Origin of the sequence: Acidocella sp., from assembly GCF_050253495.1 — a bacterium.
Taxonomy (GTDB): domain Bacteria; phylum Pseudomonadota; class Alphaproteobacteria; order Acetobacterales; family Acetobacteraceae; genus Acidocella.
In genome coordinates this window covers 11540-28828 of sequence record NZ_JBFWIX010000013.1, presented here as the reverse complement: position 1 = coordinate 28828, position 17289 = coordinate 11540, and the positions used below count along the sequence as shown (strand labels likewise).

15 protein-coding genes are annotated in these 17289 nt (G+C 65.6%); all 15 read right to left on the bottom strand.

The annotated features are described in order from the left end of the window. Positions 1–44 precede the first annotated feature (44 nt). The 15 genes from ftsA to AB7D48_RS11060 all read right to left on the bottom strand — a co-directional run bounded on the left by ftsA (position 45) and on the right by AB7D48_RS11060 (position 17162). Entirely contained in the window at positions 45–1355 is a 1311-nt protein-coding gene (ftsA, locus tag AB7D48_RS11130; protein ID WP_427978955.1) for a cell division protein FtsA, read from the bottom strand. After that, on the bottom strand, positions 1352–2371 hold the full coding sequence (locus AB7D48_RS11125; protein ID WP_427978952.1) for a cell division protein FtsQ/DivIB: 1020 nt from the start codon (positions 2369–2371) through the stop codon (positions 1352–1354). Before AB7D48_RS11125 ends, ftsA begins: the two co-directional genes overlap by 4 nt. Continuing rightward, the gene (locus tag AB7D48_RS11120) at positions 2359–3261 is read right to left on the bottom strand and encodes a D-alanine--D-alanine ligase (protein ID WP_427979141.1); all 903 of its coding nucleotides are present in this window, start codon (positions 3259–3261) and stop codon (positions 2359–2361) included. The genes AB7D48_RS11125 and AB7D48_RS11120 overlap by 13 nt, the downstream gene beginning before the upstream one ends. Beyond that, entirely contained in the window at positions 3261–4154 is an 894-nt protein-coding gene (murB, locus tag AB7D48_RS11115; protein ID WP_427978949.1) for a UDP-N-acetylmuramate dehydrogenase, read from the bottom strand. The genes AB7D48_RS11120 and murB overlap by 1 nt, the downstream gene beginning before the upstream one ends. Continuing rightward, positions 4151–5587, bottom strand: a complete 1437-nt coding sequence (gene murC, locus AB7D48_RS11110; protein ID WP_427978947.1) for a UDP-N-acetylmuramate--L-alanine ligase — start codon at positions 5585–5587, stop codon at positions 4151–4153. Before murC ends, murB begins: the two co-directional genes overlap by 4 nt. Further along, on the bottom strand, positions 5584–6690 hold the full coding sequence (murG, locus tag AB7D48_RS11105) for an undecaprenyldiphospho-muramoylpentapeptide beta-N-acetylglucosaminyltransferase (protein WP_427978945.1): 1107 nt from the start codon (positions 6688–6690) through the stop codon (positions 5584–5586). The genes murC and murG overlap by 4 nt, the downstream gene beginning before the upstream one ends. Next, on the bottom strand, positions 6687–7802 hold the full coding sequence (locus tag AB7D48_RS11100; protein ID WP_427978942.1) for an FtsW/RodA/SpoVE family cell cycle protein: 1116 nt from the start codon (positions 7800–7802) through the stop codon (positions 6687–6689). Before AB7D48_RS11100 ends, murG begins: the two co-directional genes overlap by 4 nt. Next, positions 7802–9091: a UDP-N-acetylmuramoyl-L-alanine--D-glutamate ligase gene (murD, locus tag AB7D48_RS11095; protein ID WP_427978939.1), complete on the bottom strand. Its 1290-nt coding sequence runs from the start codon at positions 9089–9091 to the stop codon at positions 7802–7804. Before murD ends, AB7D48_RS11100 begins: the two co-directional genes overlap by 1 nt. Beyond that, on the bottom strand, positions 9088–10176 hold the full coding sequence (gene mraY / locus AB7D48_RS11090) for a phospho-N-acetylmuramoyl-pentapeptide-transferase (protein WP_427978936.1): 1089 nt from the start codon (positions 10174–10176) through the stop codon (positions 9088–9090). Before mraY ends, murD begins: the two co-directional genes overlap by 4 nt. Then, entirely contained in the window at positions 10176–11510 is a 1335-nt protein-coding gene (locus tag AB7D48_RS11085; protein ID WP_427978933.1) for a UDP-N-acetylmuramoyl-tripeptide--D-alanyl-D-alanine ligase, read from the bottom strand. The genes mraY and AB7D48_RS11085 overlap by 1 nt, the downstream gene beginning before the upstream one ends. Next, a complete protein-coding gene (locus AB7D48_RS11080) occupies positions 11507–12889 on the bottom strand; it encodes a UDP-N-acetylmuramoyl-L-alanyl-D-glutamate--2,6-diaminopimelate ligase (RefSeq protein ID WP_427978931.1) in 1383 nt (460 codons plus the stop codon). Before AB7D48_RS11080 ends, AB7D48_RS11085 begins: the two co-directional genes overlap by 4 nt. Then, on the bottom strand, positions 12876–14843 hold the full coding sequence (locus AB7D48_RS11075; RefSeq protein ID WP_427978929.1) for a peptidoglycan D,D-transpeptidase FtsI family protein: 1968 nt from the start codon (positions 14841–14843) through the stop codon (positions 12876–12878). The genes AB7D48_RS11080 and AB7D48_RS11075 overlap by 14 nt, the downstream gene beginning before the upstream one ends. 77 nt (positions 14844–14920) lie before the next feature. Beyond that, positions 14921–15733 (bottom strand): cell division protein FtsL, encoded by an 813-nt coding sequence (ftsL, locus tag AB7D48_RS11070; RefSeq protein ID WP_427978926.1) that lies wholly within the window; start codon positions 15731–15733, stop codon positions 14921–14923. Further along, entirely contained in the window at positions 15730–16665 is a 936-nt protein-coding gene (rsmH, locus tag AB7D48_RS11065; RefSeq protein WP_427978923.1) for a 16S rRNA (cytosine(1402)-N(4))-methyltransferase RsmH, read from the bottom strand. The genes ftsL and rsmH overlap by 4 nt, the downstream gene beginning before the upstream one ends. Next, entirely contained in the window at positions 16662–17162 is a 501-nt protein-coding gene (locus AB7D48_RS11060; RefSeq protein ID WP_427978920.1) for a division/cell wall cluster transcriptional repressor MraZ, read from the bottom strand. The genes rsmH and AB7D48_RS11060 overlap by 4 nt, the downstream gene beginning before the upstream one ends. Positions 17163–17289 lie beyond the last annotated feature (127 nt).

Below are 17289 nucleotides of genomic sequence, written 5' to 3'. Positions count from 1 at the left end.
CTCTCTCCTTGAACAGCATCGGTAAAGAACGCGTCGTTTTCATGTCAAACACGATTTTTTAAAAAATCGACAAACCGGCTGAACCAGCCGGAATGCCGCTCCGCCTCGAAATTTATGTCCTGCATCGTCTGGCCATCTCCGGAGGCGAAGGCCAACAAGCCCATAAGTGTGGCGAAATTCGGCGCATTCGCCGAATCGGGCAGGCCGATCATGCCACCGGGCCGCCCCAGCCGCACCGGCCTTTCGAGAATTTGCGAGGCCAGATCCCGCACGCCGCCAAGCTGGGAAGCGCCTCCCGTCAGCACCACGCGGCCATTTCCGGCGCGGCCCAACCCCGCCGTCTCCAACCTGTCTTTCGTCATTTCGAAAATTTCCTCAAGCCGTGGCTTGATGCAGGAAATGAGATGCGAACGCGGCACCTGAGCGATTTGATGCTCCGCCTCCCCCACGGACGGCACCGGCAAAAGCTCGCGCGCATCGTCCGGCGAGGAATGGCAATTGCCATAAAGCGCCTTCAACCTTTCCGCATGGGCAATCGGCGTGGACAGCCCCATCGCGATATCGGTCGTGACATGGTTGCCTCCAACGGGAAGTTGCGCGGTATGCACCACCTGCCCTTCGAAAAACACCGCCATGGTGGTGGTGCCGCCTCCCATGTCGATAACCGTGGCGCCCAACTCACGCTCATCGCCCACCAGCGAGACCAACCCCGCCGCATAAGGTGCCGAAACCAGCGCGGCAATATCCAGCTCGCAGCGCGATAGGCAGGCCGCCAGCGTGCGCAGCGCCGTCGTGCTGGCATCCACGACATGCAGCTGCGCCGTCAGCGTGTCGCAGAACAAGCCCCGTGGATCGGTCACCCCCGGCGTCTCGTCGGCGGAGAAATTCAACGGCAAGGCATGGATCGTCACCCGCCCTTCCATGGCGGCGCGCATGCGCGCCTCACGCACCACGCGGCGAATATCGTCGGTATTGACCGCCCGGCCATCGACGGGCCATTGCACATTGAACAAACGCGATTCCGGCTGGCCGCAGGACAGATTCACATACACGGATTTCAGGCGCATATCCGCCATATCCTCGGCCTGACCAACAGCGGCGCGGATCGCGCGCTCGGCCTCGTCGAGATCGACGATCCCGCCGGATTTGATCCCCCGGCTCTTCTGCCAGCCAAACCCCAAGGCGCGGAGCCTGCCGTCGGATTCCCCCCGCCCGATAAGACAGGCGATCTTGGTGGACCCAATATCCAGCACCCCGAACGGGCCAGACTTGACATTGCGGCTTCGCAACATCTCCTCCGGCGGCGGTTTCGTCCCACCATCCAACATAGGCGGGCGGCGCGTCATGCTGTTCATTGTCCCTCCTGCCGTCTATCGGGTTTGTTCTTCTTCTGCGCATCGGCCGGCTGTGGCGCGGTATCATATGGGCGCACGACCATCCGCCCCGCCTGGCGCAGATCGATCGCCTCCACCGGCCTGTCGAGCAACTGCATGGATTTCTGCAACGAGGCAAGCTGCGCCAGCGCCCCGGCCTCATCCTGCGCCGGCAGCTTCACCACCGTTTGGTTCTTCAGGATCAGGTTCCAACGCAGTCCGTCCACGCGTTCCGCCGCCGCCACATGCGAGAGCACGCTGGGCTGCGCTTTCAGCTCGGGTATCAACAAATTCGCCTGCTCGGGCGCGCCCGCGCCCGAGAGCAGCAGCAAGGAAGGCTGGCGCCGCTTCGCCGCCGCGGCATCCTGGTCAGCGATGACATTGCCTTTCTTGTCGATCAGCTCAAACACGACCTTGCCATTCTGAATCGTCTGCCAGATCGCATAGACATCGCGCTCGGTGATGTTCACCACCAGCGTGCCGGGCAGAATGCGCTCCACGGTCACGGCCTGCACCGGCCCCAGCGCCCCAACCCGCTGCTGAATGCCCCGTAAGGAAAAACCAAAAGTCGGGTCGCCATCCTTCACGCCGATGGCCTGGGCCAAGGCCGCCGCGTCGGTGGCCCCGGCGCCATGCGTCACGACTTGAGTGATCCGGAAACCGACACTGGCCAGCGCATCGGCCAGCAAGCCCGGCTGCACCACCGGGGCTGGCGCCGCCACGGGCGGCGGCAAGGCGGAACTGGCGGCACTGGGCGCAGCCGGCACGGATTGCGGCGCGCTCGGCAGGCTGCGCACCAGTTCCACACCCAGCAGCACAACCGCGCCGGTCCCCAAAATCCAGAGCCCTGGCCTCAGATTTTTCCTGAGACGGCGAAAAAACAGCGTCCGCTGGGTCAGCCGGTCCTGCGGCGGGGCCGGCTTGCGCGCACGCGCGGTGCGGGAGCGCGCGCGTGCCGGCGCCTTGGCGGGGCGTTCCAGCGTCTCTACACGCGACATGCCGCCCTCTCCACCATCCAAGCGCAAAGCGAGGGGAAATCCATGCCCTCATACGCGGCCTGCTCCGGCAACAGCGAGGTCGCGGTCATGCCCGGCTGCGTATTCACCTCCAGCAGAATCAACCGTCCGGTTTCCTCGTCATAGCGCAAATCCGCGCGCGAGGCGCCCCGGCACCCCAGCGCCTTGTGCGCCGCCACCGCGATCTCCTGCGCGCTTTTGGCGATCTCGGCGGGCACGTTCGCGGGCAATTCATGGCGCGAGCCCCCGGCCGCGTATTTGGCGTGGTAATCGTAAAATGTCTCGGCCGGCAGAATCTCCGTCACGGTCAGCGCCCGGTCCTCCAGCACGCCCACGGTCAGTTCCCGTCCCGGAATATATTGCTCGACCATCGCCGGGCCGAAATGCCAGTTGGCGGCGATCTCAGCGCGATGATTATCGCCCTCCTTCACAATGGACACACCGACGGACGACCCCTCATTCACCGGCTTCACCACATAAGGCGGCGAAATCGGGTGGCGCTCCAGCAATTCTGAAACATCGATGATCCTATGCGCGGCCACCGGCAATCCCGCGGCGGCGAAAAGCGCCTTCGCGGCCCCCTTGTCCATCGCCAGGGCCGAGGCCCGCACACCGGAATGCGTGTAAGGCAGGCCCAGATAATCCAGCACGCCCTGAATGACGCCATCCTCGCCGAAACGCCCATGCAACGCGTTGAACACCACGTCCGGCCGGGGCTTCAGCGCCGTCAGCAACGCTTCCAGATCCTCGGTGACAACGATCTCGCGCACATCGAACCCAGCCTTGCGCAACGCGTCGGAAACCTGCGCGCCGGTATTCAACGACACTTCGCGTTCGGAGGACATGCCCCCCATCAACACCGCAACACGCATCACGCCGGCACTCCGATCCGTTTGATTTCCCAGCGCAGCGAAACACCGGATTTCTCCCGCACCCGCCTGCGCACCTCCTCCCCCAGCCCTTCCAGCTCGGCCGCCGTGGCACCGCCGAGATTCAGAAGAAAATTGCAATGCAGTTCCGAAACCTGGGCATTCCCACGCTTGAGCCCCCGGCAGCCCGCTGCATCCACCAGCTCCCAGGCCTTCTGCCCTTCCGGGTTGGCGAAGGTCGAGCCGCCGGTGCGCGCGCGCACCGGCTGGGTGGCCTCGCGCCGGGATTTGATCTCAGCCATGCGCGCGCCGATCAGCGATGCCTCGCCAGGGCGCGCGCGCAGCCGCGCGCGCACCACCACCGCATCGGCCGGCAGGTTGGAATGGCGATAAGACAGCCCGAGATCATGCACGGAAAGCCGCTTCAACTCGCCCGACCGCGTGGCGATATCCACCCAGTCCAGCACCCCCGCCATGTCCCCGCCATAGGCGCCCGCATTCATTGCCACCGCGCCGCCAATGGTGCCAGGAATGCCCGAGAGAAACTCAAGCCCGCTCAACCCCGCCGCGGCCGCATGCTCCGACACGCTCACATCCAGGGCCGCCGCGCCCGCCACCAAACCATCCGCCTCGATCTCCACATCGCCAAACCCGCGGGCCAGCTTGATAACGACGCCATTGAGGCCGCCATCGCGCACGATCAGATTGGACGCCGCGCCGATCACCGTCACCGGCATCTCCAACGGCAAATCGCGCAGAAACGCGCACAGATCCTCTATATCCGCGGGGCGTAGCAGGAACTCCGCCGGCCCGCCGACACGAAACCACGTGAACGGCGCCAACACCTCATGTTCCTTCAGGCGCCCGCGCGCGGCCGGGATCGTGCCGGTCATCATCGCCGCGCTCCCGCCGCCCAGGCCTGGGCCTGCAACGCGGCAAGCTGCTGTGGAAGTGCCGCCGCCCATTGGGTGATGTTGCCCGCTCCCAGGCAAACCACATAATCCCCATGCCGGGCGATGGCATGCACCATCTCGGGCAGATGCGCGGGATCGGCCATCGCCACCACGGAACGGTGCCCGCGCGCGCGCAGCCCCTCCACCAGGGCTTCCTTGTCCACCCCTTCGATGGGCTGTTCGCCCGCCGGATACACATCCGCGACGATCACCGTGCCCGCATCGTTCATGCAGGCGCAAAATTCCTCGAACAGGCTTTGCAGCCGCGTATAACGGTGCGGTTGCACCACGGCGATCACATCGCGCGCCCCCGCCTGACGCGCCGCCTTCAGCACCGCCGCGATCTCCACCGGATGATGCCCGTAATCATCGATCACGGTAATGCCGCCCGCTTCGCCGGTCTTGGTGAAACGCCGCTTCACACCGGCGAAATTGGCAAGCGCCGCCTTGATGCGCGGCTCGTCGACCTCCATCTCCAGCGCCACGGTGATGGCCGCCAGCGCGTTCTGGACATTATGGTTGCCCAGCATCGGCAGCTTGAAAGGCCCCAAGCGCCGTGCCCGGCCGGTGATGCGGTCCGATAGGCGCACCTCGAAGGTCGCGCCGTCCTTGGAGGAGATGATCCGCTCCGCGCGCACATCCGCCTGCGGCGAAAACCCGTAGGTGATCAGACGATGATCCGAAAGATCGGGGATCATCTGCTGTACCGCTGGATGGTCGATGCACAAAACCGCGAAACCGTAAAACGGGATATTGGAAATGAACTGCCGGTACCCGGCTTCCATCGCCTCCTTGCTCCCCCAATGGTCCAGATGCTCCGGATCCATGTTGGTGACGATGCCGATCACCGCCGGCAAACGCAGGAAGCTGCCATCCGATTCATCGGCCTCCACCACCATCCAATCGCCCGAGCCCAGACGCGTGTTGGAGCCATAGGCATTGATGATGCCGCCATTGATCACGGTGGGGTCAAAACCGGCCCCCTCCAGCACCGCCGCCACCAGCGAGGTGGTGGTGGTCTTGCCATGCGTGCCCGCGATGGCGACGGACCATTTCAGCCGCATCAATTCGGCCAGCATCTCCGCCCGGCGCACAACCGGGATCAGCTTGGCCCGCGCGGCGACAACCTCAGGATTATCCCTCGGCACGGCGGTGGAAATCACCACCACCTGGGCATTGCCGAGATTTTTCGCCTCATGCCCCACCGCCACGGAAATCCCGGCGGCGCGCAGGCGCTGCACATTGGCGTTCTCCGATAGATCCGACCCCTGCACCTGATACCCCAGCTCGTGCAACACCTCGGCGATGCCGGACATGCCGATACCGCCGATACCGACGAAATGAATCGGCCCGATGGAAAGCGGCAGCGCCCTCATGCCCGCGCCCTTTCCATCACCAGATTCGCCAGCCGCACCGCCGCCGCCGGCTCTCCCAGCCGCGCCGCCGCCACCGCCATTTTCGTCAAAACTTCAGAGTCCATCAGTAAAGTCTCGATCTTCCCAGCTAAAATTTCAGATGTCAGCCCCGCCTGATCGAGCCGCAGCGCACCGCCTTGCATCGCCAGCGCATCGGCATTGGCGCGTTGATGATCGTCGATGGCGCCCGGCAGCGGAATGAAGATGGCCGGTCGTCCCGCCACCGCGATCTCCGCCACCGTCGACGCACCGGCCCGGGCGACGATCAGATGCGCGCGCGTCAAAAGCGCCGCCATATCCGTAAAAAAAGGCGAAAGCTCCGCCTCGATTCCCGCTTGCGCGAATACTTGCCGGACGGTTTCAATGTCATCGGCCCGGCATTGCTGCGTCACATGCAGGCGCGCGCGCAGGGCCGCCGGCAATTGCGCCAAGGCCTGCGGCACCAATGTCGAAAACACCTTCGCCCCCAGCGAGCCACCAACCACCAGCAATTCAATCGTCCGCGCCGGCGCCGCATAACCCTGGCCATGAAGCGCCGCGATGACGGGGCGGACGGGATTTCCCACCACAACCCTCTCCCCTGTCTCCGGCAGACGCCGCGTATCGGCAAAATTCAAGGCCAGAAGATCGGCGAAACGGCTAAGAAACCGGTTGGCCCGGCCCAGCACCGCGTTCTGCTCGTGCAGAACCACCAGCGGTTTCATCCCGCCCATCGTCGCCGCGGCCAGCACCGGCGGCACGGAAGGATAACCGCCAAACGCCACCACCACCCCAGGCTTCAGCCCGCGTAAAATCCCACGCGCTTGCACCACGCCGCGCGCCAGGACCAGCGCCCCCTTGGCCGCACGGGCGAAACCGCGCCCGGCCAGCCCGGCGCCGGCCACCACATGCGTCTGCGTGCGCGCGAAAACGGGCGAGGCCAACCCGCCGGAACGCGCATCGGTCAGCAGCACCACCTGCTCGCCCCGCTCCTGCAACTCCGCCGCCAGCGCCTCGGCCGGGAAGAAATGCCCCCCCGTGCCGCCCGCGGCGATGATGATCGGCTGATGCGCCCGCGCCCTCACGACACATCCCCCGCATGTCGCTTGCGGGTAAGAGCCAGCAGGAACCCCATCTGGATCGAAGTCGCCAGCACCGCGCTACCGCCATAGGAAATGAAGGGCAGCGTCATCCCCTTCGTGGGGATCAACGACAATGAGGAAGCCATGTTGACGAAGGCCTGCAAGCCAAAGGCGATCACCAGGCCCCCGCCGGCAAGCACGACGAACAAATTGGGCTCCGCCAGCAGCCGCACCAGCGCGCGCAGCACGATGGCGGCGAACACGGCGATGATGAACGCGCAGAAGAACAGCCCAAACTCCTCACCCGCCACGGCGAACACGAAATCCGCCCGCGCATCGGGCAGAAACTGCTTCACCTGCCCCTCGCCCGGCCCAAGCCCGAACATCCCGCCATTGCCGAAGGCCATCAGCGCCGTCTGCGCCTGGCTGCCCTTGGGCGGGTCGATGAACATCATCACGCGCGTATGCACATGGCTGATGAAGAAGAAGGCATAAAGCCCCGCCAACACCAGCAGCACCCCCGCGACGAGCAGCCATTTCATGTCTAGCCCATCGAGATAGAACTGCGACAGCACGACCATGGTGAACAAAAAGGTCATGCCGATGTCGGGCTGCATTTTCAGCAAGGCCGCGGTGGCGAGAAAAACGCAAACCGCCGCGCGCCGCCCCGGAAACCCTGGCGTGCGCCGCGATTCCGCGATGCACCAGCCCGTGACGATGATATAAGCCGGGCGCAGGAACTCCGAAGGCTGAACGGTGAATCCCGGCAGGGAGAGCCAGCGCTTGGCGCCATCCACCTCGGTGCCATGAAGCAGGGTGAAAGCGGTCAGCAGGTAAAACACGATTCCAAGCCCCAGCGCCGCCAGCTTCACCTGCCGCAGCGAGAGCATGGAAAGCCCCAACATGATCACCCCGCCGGTCAGCAGAAAGATGATCTGCTTGATCATCGCCAGCGTGCGCGGGTCCGTGATATGGGCCGAAAGCCCTGGGGAAGCCGCCAGCGCCAGCACATAGCCAACCCCCAGCAGCACGGCGAGCGCCATCAGCGCCACGCGGTCCACGCTCCACCACCAACGGCCGACGAGGGATGTATCCGCCCGGGAAAGCTGCGGCATCACGCACCCCCTTTCGCCAGGGCGGCGAAACGCTGGCCCCGCACCTCGAAATTCGGAAACTGGTCGAAACTCGCCGTGGCGGGGGAGAACAAAACCACCCCACTGCCCGCCTTCGCCGCCGCGAAGGCCGCCGGCACCGCATTTTCCAGCGTGCCGACATAGTCGTTCGCCACTCCTGCGGCGCTCAGCCGCCTGGCGAAGGCCTCGCCATCCTGGCCGATCAGAAAGGCTTTCTCGATACGCGGAAACAGCGGCGCCAGATCCTCAATGCCGCCCGCCTTGGCAACCCCCCCCGCGATCCAGACAAAATGGTCGTACACGCCCATCGCCCGCGCCGCCGCGTCCGCATTGGTGGCCTTGCTGTCATTGACGAAGCGCACCCCCTCGCGCACCGCCACCTCCTGGGCACGATGGGCAAGCCCGGGGAAACTCAAAATCCCCTTGGCGATGGCCTCCTCGCTTGCCCCCAGCGCCAGCGCCAGCGCCGCGGCGGCCAGCGCATTCTGGGCATTATGCTCCCCGCGCAGCGCCTTGGCGCCCGTCTCATGCCCCTTGCCGGAAATTTCGATCACCGTGGCCGGGCGCGTATGCAGCCAAGCCGCCATCCGGCGGGAGGGCGCGTCGTCCATGCCAATGACGGCAACGCAACGTTCATCCTGCCGCGCGAAAATCTCCCGCTTCGCGGCCTCATAGCCGGCCATGTCGCCATGACGGTCCAGATGGTCGGGCGAAAGATTCAGCATTGCCGCTGCATCGAAGCGCAGGCTTTCGAGTCTCTCCAACATATAGCTGGACATTTCGAGCACATAAACGCCATCGTCAGGCAGAATGGGCAGGGAAAGCGCCGCCGGGCCAAGATTCGCCCCCGCCGCGTTGGGAATGCCCGCCTGGTCGAGGATATGCGCCAGCAACGCGGTGGTGGTGGATTTGCCGTTGGTGCCGGTGATACCGGCAAAGCGCGCCCTGGAGCCCAGCCCCCGCACAGCCTGGTAGAGCAGTTCGGCATCCGTGACGATGGCGATGCCCCGCGCCGCCGCCCAGGCGGCCTGCGGATGCGCCCTGGGCAGACAATGGGGAATGCCCGGCGAGAGCACCAGCGCGTCGAACGCGCGCCCGGCCTCGGACGGCTGGCCCACTTCAAACCCCTCATCCGCCGCCGCCGCGCGGCTGGCCTCGCCATCGTCCCAGACCAGCACCCGCGCGCCAAATTCGCGCAGGCGCCGCGCGGCGGGCAGCCCCGCTCGCCCCAGCCCGACCAGCGCGAAGGATTTTCCGGAAAAAACGCTCATCTTATCTTCAAGGTGGCCAGCCCCACCAGCCCCAGAATCATGGAGATGATCCAGAAACGGATCACGATCGTCGGCTCCGCCCAACCTTTCTTCTCGAAATGATGATGCAGCGGCGCCATCAGGAACACCCGCCGCCCGGTGCGCTTGAACCAGAAGACCTGCACGATGACGGAAATGGTCTCCACCACGAACAGCCCGCCCACGATGGCCAGCACGATCTCGTTCTTGGTCGCCACCGCCACCGCGCCCAGCGCGCCGCCCAGCGAGAGCGAGCCCGTATCCCCCATGAACACCGCCGCCGGCGGCGCGTTAAACCACAGAAACCCCATCCCCGCCCCGATCAGCGCCGAGAGGAACACGGTCAGCTCCCCCACGCCGGGCACGAAATGGATTTCCAGATACCCCGCGAAAATCCGGTTGCCGACGAGATAGGCGATCAACCCGAACACGGCGGCGGCGATCATCGTCGGCACCGTGGCGAGACCATCCAGCCCATCGGTGAAATTCACCGCGTTGGCCGAGCCCATCATCACCAGCAACCCGAACACGGGAAACATGAAGCCCAGCGGAATCAGCAGATTCTTGAAGAAAGGCAGCGCCACCCCATCGGCGATGGCCGGCGGCATCAGATGCGCCATCCACAAGGCCGCCACCAGCCCGATCGCCGCCTCGCCCAATAGCCGCGCGCGGCCCGACACACCCTTGGTGTTGCGCTTGGTCAGCTTCAGAAAATCATCCGCGAAACCGATGGCGCCATAGCCAAAGGTCACCATCAGCGTGGCCCAGACATACCCGTTGGACAGATCCGCCCAGAGCAAGGTGGAGGCGCCAAGCGCCAGCAGAATCAAGGTGCCCCCCATGGTGGGCGTGCCTTTTTTCTCGATCAGATGCCGCTCTGGCCCATCCGCGCGAATGGGCTGGCCATGGCGTTGCAGGGCGCGCAGCTTGCGGATCAGCTTGGGGCCGAGCCAAAAGCTGATGATCAGCGCGGTCAGGCATGCCCCGCCCGCCCGGAAGGTGATGTACCGGAACAGGTTGAAAACATGGATATGCCCGGCAAGCGGGAGCAGGAGCCAGTAAAACATCAGCCGGGACTTTCCAGGGCAGAGATCACATCGCGCATGCGGCTGCCGAGGCTGCCTTTCACCAGCACCGCGTCGCCATCCCGCAATGCGGCCTTGACCATGGGTGCCAGCGCCGCCGCGTCAGGCGCATGCGCGCCCTGCATGGCGCGCGGCAACGAGTCGAACAAGGCCCCGCAATGCGGCCCGGCGGCAAAAACCACATCCGCGCTCTCCCGCAACGCGGGCGCGAGGGCCAGATGCTCGCCCTGCGCGTGCTCTCCCAGCTCCAGCATGTCTCCCAGCACCGCCACATGCCGCCCGGGCTGTAGCTTCAGCACCGAAAACGCCGCCCGCATGGAGGCGCCCGAAGCGTTATAGCTTTCATCCAGCAGCAAAACCCGCCCCCCTTCCGGCAGGGCCAGCATCCGCCGCGCCCCGCGCCCCGCATAAGGCGCGAACCCCGAAAGCGCGCTGGCGGCCGCCTCCACATCCAGCCCCAGCGCGGCGGCGGCGGTCAGCACCGCGAGCGCATTGCTGGCCATGTGCCGCCCTGGCGCCGCGAGCCGGAAATAAACCTTCCGCTCCAGAACCTCCGCCGCGATCTCGGCATTCTCCGGCCCGCTCAGCATATCCAGCAGCCTGGCCTCGGGCCCGTTGAACAATAGCGCGCAATGGCCGGGCGGCACCGCCTCGCGCAATACCTGCAAATAGGCGCTCTCACCCGGAATCACCGCCTTGCCCGCCGGCGCGAGCGCCGCGTAGATGCCGGCTTTCTCCTTGGCGATCGCCAGCTCCGAACCCATCAGCCCCAGATGCGCCCGGTCCACACAGGTGACGATACCCACATCCGGCCGCACCAGCGCCGCCAGCGGCGCGATCTCGCCGGGGTGGTTCATGCCGATTTCGAATATGCCGAAATCCGTCTCGCGCGGCATCCGCGCCAGGGTCAGCGGGACGCCGATATGGTTGTTGAAGCTCGCCTCCGCCGCATGCACCTTGCCAAAGGCCGCGAGCGTGCGCCGCAGCATCTCCTTGACCGTGGTCTTGCCGACCGAGCCGGTCACCGCCACCGCCTTGGCGCCTGAGCGCGCTCGCGCCGCCTGCCCCAGCGCCTCCAGCGCCTTCAGCACATCCGTCACCAGGATGGCATTGCCCGCCATCGGGCGCGAGACCAGCGCCGCCGCCGCCCCCTTGGCGAAAGCGGCCTCCACGAACTCATGTCCATCGCGCGCGCCTTGCAGCGCCACGAACAGATCGCCCGGCCGCAGGCTGCGCGTGTCGATGGAAATGCCGGACACATCCCACCCCACGCCGAACAAGGCCTTCAATTCGTCAGCGCTCCAGAGAACGCTCATAGCGCCCCTCCCAGCTCACGGATGACCGAGACATCGTCGAACGGAATCACCTCGCCCTTCACAATCTGCCCCTGCTCGTGCCCCTTGCCCGCCACCACCAGCACATCGCCCGCGCGCAAGCCCTCAAGGGCGGCGGCGATCGCGGCCCGGCGGTCGGCTATTTCGACCGCGCCCGGGCAAGCGGCCAGAATGGCCTGGCGGATCGGCGCCGGATCCTCGTTGCGGGGGTTATCATCGGTTATGATAACCACGTCCGCGCCTATCATGGCGGCCGCGCCCATCAACGGACGTTTGCCGGGGTCACGGTCTCCACCCGCGCCAAAGACGATATGCAGCCGGCCGCTGGCGTGCGGGCGCAACGCCGCCAGCACCCGGGCAATGGCATCCGGCGTATGGGCGTAATCGACATAGGCCGCGGCACCGTTGGGCAGCACCAAGGCACGCTCCAGCCGCCCGCGCACACCGGTGAGACGCGGCAGGTATGCGAGCGGGTCATTCACCCCCGCCGCTTCCGCCAAACTGGCGGCCAGCGCCGCGTTATCGGCCTGGAAACGCCCCGGCAGATGCAGTTCCGCCGCCCGGCCATTCACATATAGGCGTTGCCCGCCCGGGCTCGGCTCCACCCGCTCCACCGCGACCACCCTGAAATCCTGCCCTTGAGCGGCGGCCAATGCCCGCAACCTGGCCATAATGGCGGGGTCCAGATCCGCCATGGCCCGCGCCGCGCCGCCGCGCTTCAACAACCCCTCGAACAGGCGCAGCTTGGCGAGCCCATAGGCTTCCATGGTGCCGTGATAATCCAGATGGTCGCGCGTCAGATTGGTGAAACCCGCCGCCGTGAAACGCAGACCATCCAGCCGGTGCTGGTCGAGCCCATGGCTGGAGGCTTCCATCGCCACGTCGCTCACCCCCTCGCGCGCCAGCCCGGCGAGGGTGCGCGCCAGCGCCACCGGGTCCGGCGTGGTCAAGCTGCCGCTGGGCTCATGCCCCGGCGCGATGACCCCCAGCGTGCCGACGGAAGCCGCCTTGCGCCCGGCGAGCGTGAAAATCTGCCGCAAAAAATCCACGGTGCTGGTTTTGCCATTGGTGCCCGTCACCGCCACCAGCCGTTCCGGCAGGACGCCATAAAACTCCACCGCCAGTTCAGCCAGCCTGGCCCGCGCATCCACCGCCGTGATCAAACGGCGCGGCGGCACGCCCGGCGGCCAGACCGTACCCTCCGGCGCCAGCACCGCGATGGCGCCGCGCGCCACCGCCTCGCCGATGAAACGCCGCCCATCGGCCTTGACCCCCGGCAGGGCGGCAAACAGATAACCCGGCCCAACCGCCCGGCTATCCGCCGTTATGCCAAGCACACCTTGCATCTCAGCCTTGTTCATTGCCAGTGTCCCGCGCGGTCATGTGGCTGCCCATCATCGGGGAAACCGGCGCCATGACCCCATCGTGGCGCGTGCTGGCCCCCCGTGAGACAGCCGGCTCGGCCTTCGCGCCCTTGGCTGGCTGCGCGGCCGACGCCGAAGCGGGCGGTTTCTTGCCCATCAGCAGATAAGCAAAGCCATTGGCGCCCGGCGGCAGCGGATTGCCCGGCCCCAACGCGCTCTGACCGGGCGGGGTGGTGGGGCTGAGCGGCACGGTCAACGAAGCATCGAGCTGCGCGAGCTGATCCCCGGTGGAAGGCATGACGCCCAGCATCGGCCCGATCCGGGCAATGATGCGCGACACGGTCGGCGCCGCGATGAAACCGCCCGTGGTGAAGCCGAACGTGGTCTTGTCCGGCTTGGGCTGCATCACCAGCACATAAACTATGTATTGCGGATCCTGCATCGGGAACGCCGCCATGAAGGAGGCGTTGTTGGTATGTTTCAGGTAACGGCCATTCGGTCCCACCACCTGCGCCGTGCCCGTCTTGCCGCCAACCACATAGCCCGGCACGGCGGCGTTCTTGCCGGTGCCAAACAGCACCACGTTGGTCATCAGCTTCCGCATGGTGTCGGACGTGCTCTGCTTCATGACCCGCACGCCCTGGGGTTGCGGTCCATCCGGGTCCACCTTCAGCAGGGTCGCGTCGTACCGTATGCCACCATTGACGACGGGCGCCGTGGCGGTGACGAGCTGCAAGGGGGAGATCGCGATGCCGGCGCCGAAGGACACCGTCATCGTCGTCGCCAGCCCCCAATTGCTCGGCGAGGGAAAGAGCGGCATCGGCGGACCGGGAAGCTGAACATCCAGCGGCGCGAACAACCCCTGCTTCTGGTACCAGGCCTGCTCGATCTTCGGCCCCAATATGGTGGCGATGCGCGAGGCGCCGATATTGGAGGACACGTTGAGAATCTCCGGCACCGCCATCCAGCTATGCACCGGCTCGAAATCGGTGATGCGGAACCGCCCGACCTTTAAGGGATGGGTGGTGTCGAAATAATCCCACCAATGGATCATGCCGCTATCCAGCCCCATGGCCACGGTTTGCAGCTTGAAGACCGATCCGGGCTCGTAAAGGCCGCTGACACAACGGTTGAACTGCTGATTCGATGTCGCCGAGCGGTAATCGTTCACATCGTAATCCGGCAGGCTGGCCATCGCCATCACCTCACCGGTATGCACGTTCATCACGATGGCGCAGGCCCCGGGCGCCTGGAACTCCTTCACCGCCGCGGCCAGCTCGTCATGCACGATGCTTTGAATGCCCGCATCGATCGAAAGTTGCAGGGACTGCGGGTCGGTCTCCAGCCGCTTGTTGAAATATTTCTCGACCCCCGCCAATCCGGTGGAATCAATATTCACGCCACCCAGAATATGCGCCGCCAGATCGCCATCCGGATAATGGCGTTCCTCGCGATTTTCGAAATAGATACCCGGAATCCCGAGTGAATTGACCGCCAGCTCCTCCTGCGGGGTCAAGCGGCGGTCGAGATAGACGAATTCCTTGCGCTTTTCCCTGGGCACACCGGCGCCCAGCGCGTGGGCGAGCCAAGCCTCGTTGGAGCCTGGCAGGGCATTGGTCAACATCGCCGCCGCCGCCTGCGGGTCCGGCACTTGCTTCGGATCGGCGTAAAGCGACGCGCCGGGTAGCGAAACCGCGAGAATGGTGCCGTTTCGGTCGACGATGTCCGCCCTGTCCGGCGGGGGCAGGGCCACGCTCAGCTTGGGCGTCAGCGCGGCGATCTGCGCCGGGCTGGGATGGATGGGGTTGACCACCGTGGCCCAGATCAGCTTCAGCGCCACCAGGCTATAGAGCCCGATGAACAGAAACGCGGCGATCACCATGCGGCCACGCGCGCGCTCGATCGCGCCACGCCGGATCAGATCGGGGCCGGTGACACGCACGGTCTCCATGGAGGATTTCTCAGAATCGCGGCCGCCGCCACCCTTCCTGCGGGAAGGGGGCGGTCCGTCAGGCCGCAGATTTAAGGTCAATTCTGGCTCCCGGTCTGCGCCATGCCAAGAAGTGAACCACCGCCCAGGGGCGCCCTGGACGAAACCGGCGGCGAGGGCGCCGGCCGGGGCACCGCCACCGCGCGTACCCGCACAACCTGCGCGCCCATGGGAACCAGCTTGTCCTGGTGCTTGGGCGGCACGGGTGGGGGCGGCACCTCCGTCCGCGCGGCGGCTTCCTCATACAAGGAGGAAGCCGGCCGGGATTGCGGCCGAGGCTGCGGATGCGGCGCGGGCCGGCTGACATGAACGCCGCCCGCGCTGGCGAGACGCTCGACCGCCACCGGCGGAGAGGGGCGGCTCGGCGGGGGCAACGGCAGCGGCAAGGCATTATCCGCCACCTGCTCCGTGGCGGCGGCCGCAACCGTCTGTCCGGCCTGCCCCGCATCGGCGAGATGGCCCTGAACCTCGATCGCCGGGCCGGAAGGTTCAGCCGGACCGGCGCCGCCAACCGGCATCGCCGGCACGGCATCCTGCGGATTGCTGAATGGCGGCGCGCTGCCAGGAGCGGGCAAATGGCTTTCCAGCGAGGCCAGCGTGACGAGCTGCCCCGGCTTCATCGGCTGCAAACCGGTGAATTGCGCGGCCAACGCGGCGATGCGGGAAGGATCCGCCTCCAGCGCCCATTGCGCCTTCAACACCCGGATGGCCTGCTCATCCTGCCGGGTGGTCTCGGCCACCTGCTCAAGCTGGTCCTCCAGCGACTGGCTGTGATGCTTGACCACGAACAAATAAGCGCCGGAGAGCGCGAACAGCACACCGGTCAGAAAGGTAAAGGGCCGGACGATCATGCCGCGAGCCTTTCCATCGTCCGCAGCTTGGCGCTGCGCGCACGGGGATTGGAGCCGATTTCCGCCGCACTGGGCAGAATGGGAGATTTGGTGACCAGCTTGAAACGCGGCGCCGCGACCGGAACGAGCCCCGCCGGGTCATGGCGGGAAGCCGCCGGCAAACGCCCGGCACAGCCCGCGAAAAAATGCTTCACGATCCGGTCCTCCAGCGAATGGAAGCTCACGACGACAAGCCGCCCGCCCGGCCTCAACAGCGCCGCGGCCTGCTCCAAGGCCGCTTCGATATCGCTCAATTCCTCATTCACGGCGATGCGCAGCGCCTGAAAACTTCTCGTCGCCGGGTCGATGCCCGATTTATCCGGTCTCACGACACTCCGTATCACGCCAGCCAAATCCGCCGTCGTCGTAAATTTTTGAGTCTTGCGCCGCTCAACGATGGCCCTGGCGACCCGCCGGGCGGCTTTTTCTTCACCATATTTAAAGAAAATATCGGCAAGTTCGGATTCGGCGCAAAGATTCACGAGCGTTGCCGCATCGCGCCCCTCGCCCCCCATCCTCATGTCCAAAGGGCCGTCCTGGCGAAAGGAAAACCCACGCGCCGGATCGTCGATCTGATAAGAAGACAACCCCAGATCGAACACCGCCCCATCCAGCGCCACGACCGCGCGCGCCGCCAGCAGAACGGAAAGCTCGCTGATCCTGCCTTGCATGATCTCAAACCTGCCCGGGTATGCCCCAGCCAGATCCCGCCCCCTGGCGACGGCATCGGGGTCGCGGTCTATGGCGTAAAGACAGCAGGCCGCGCGCTCCAGAACGACCCGCGAATAGCCGCCACCGCCGAACGTACCATCCAGATACACGCCGCCATCCACCGGCTCCAACGCCGCCACAGCCTCGTCACGCAGAACGGAAATATGTGAATATTCCGTCATGACGCCGCGCCAAAGGAAAGTCTCGGCGCCATGGCGCGGGAGGCCTCGCGGAACGCCTTGCCAGCACCCGGCTCCCAGATCAGGAAATGATCGCCCCGGCCCATGAAGAACACTGAATCCGAAAGCCGCGCGCATTCGGCCAGATAGCCGGTGATGAGAATGCGCCCCTGCCCGTCCAGCTCCACCTCCTCGGCGTCGGAATAGACTTGCGTTTGCAGCCCGACCTGCTCGCGGCTCATTTCCGGCATCGCATCCACCTTGGCCTGGAAACGCTCGTAATTCGGCAACGGCCAAGCTTCCACGCACCCCTCGATGAAGGAGGGGCGCAGGATCAGCGTCATGTCCTGATGAGCCTTCCAGGCAGCACGAAACGACGCCGGAACGGATACCCGCCCCTTCGCGTCGCGCTTGTTCTCGTGACTGCCGAAGAACTGCTTCATTGCCCCCAGGCCAAAACACCTCTCACCCCCTTTTTCCACCACTTCATGGGAAAACATGGGTTTAACATCCACTATCACGCCACCATCCCCCCGTCAAAGAGAATCGGGCCGTTTCCGCCTTGCTGGCGGACCGGACGCTCGATGGTTTTCATGGATTTTTCTTCATCCGTTCCCGGTGTGTTCA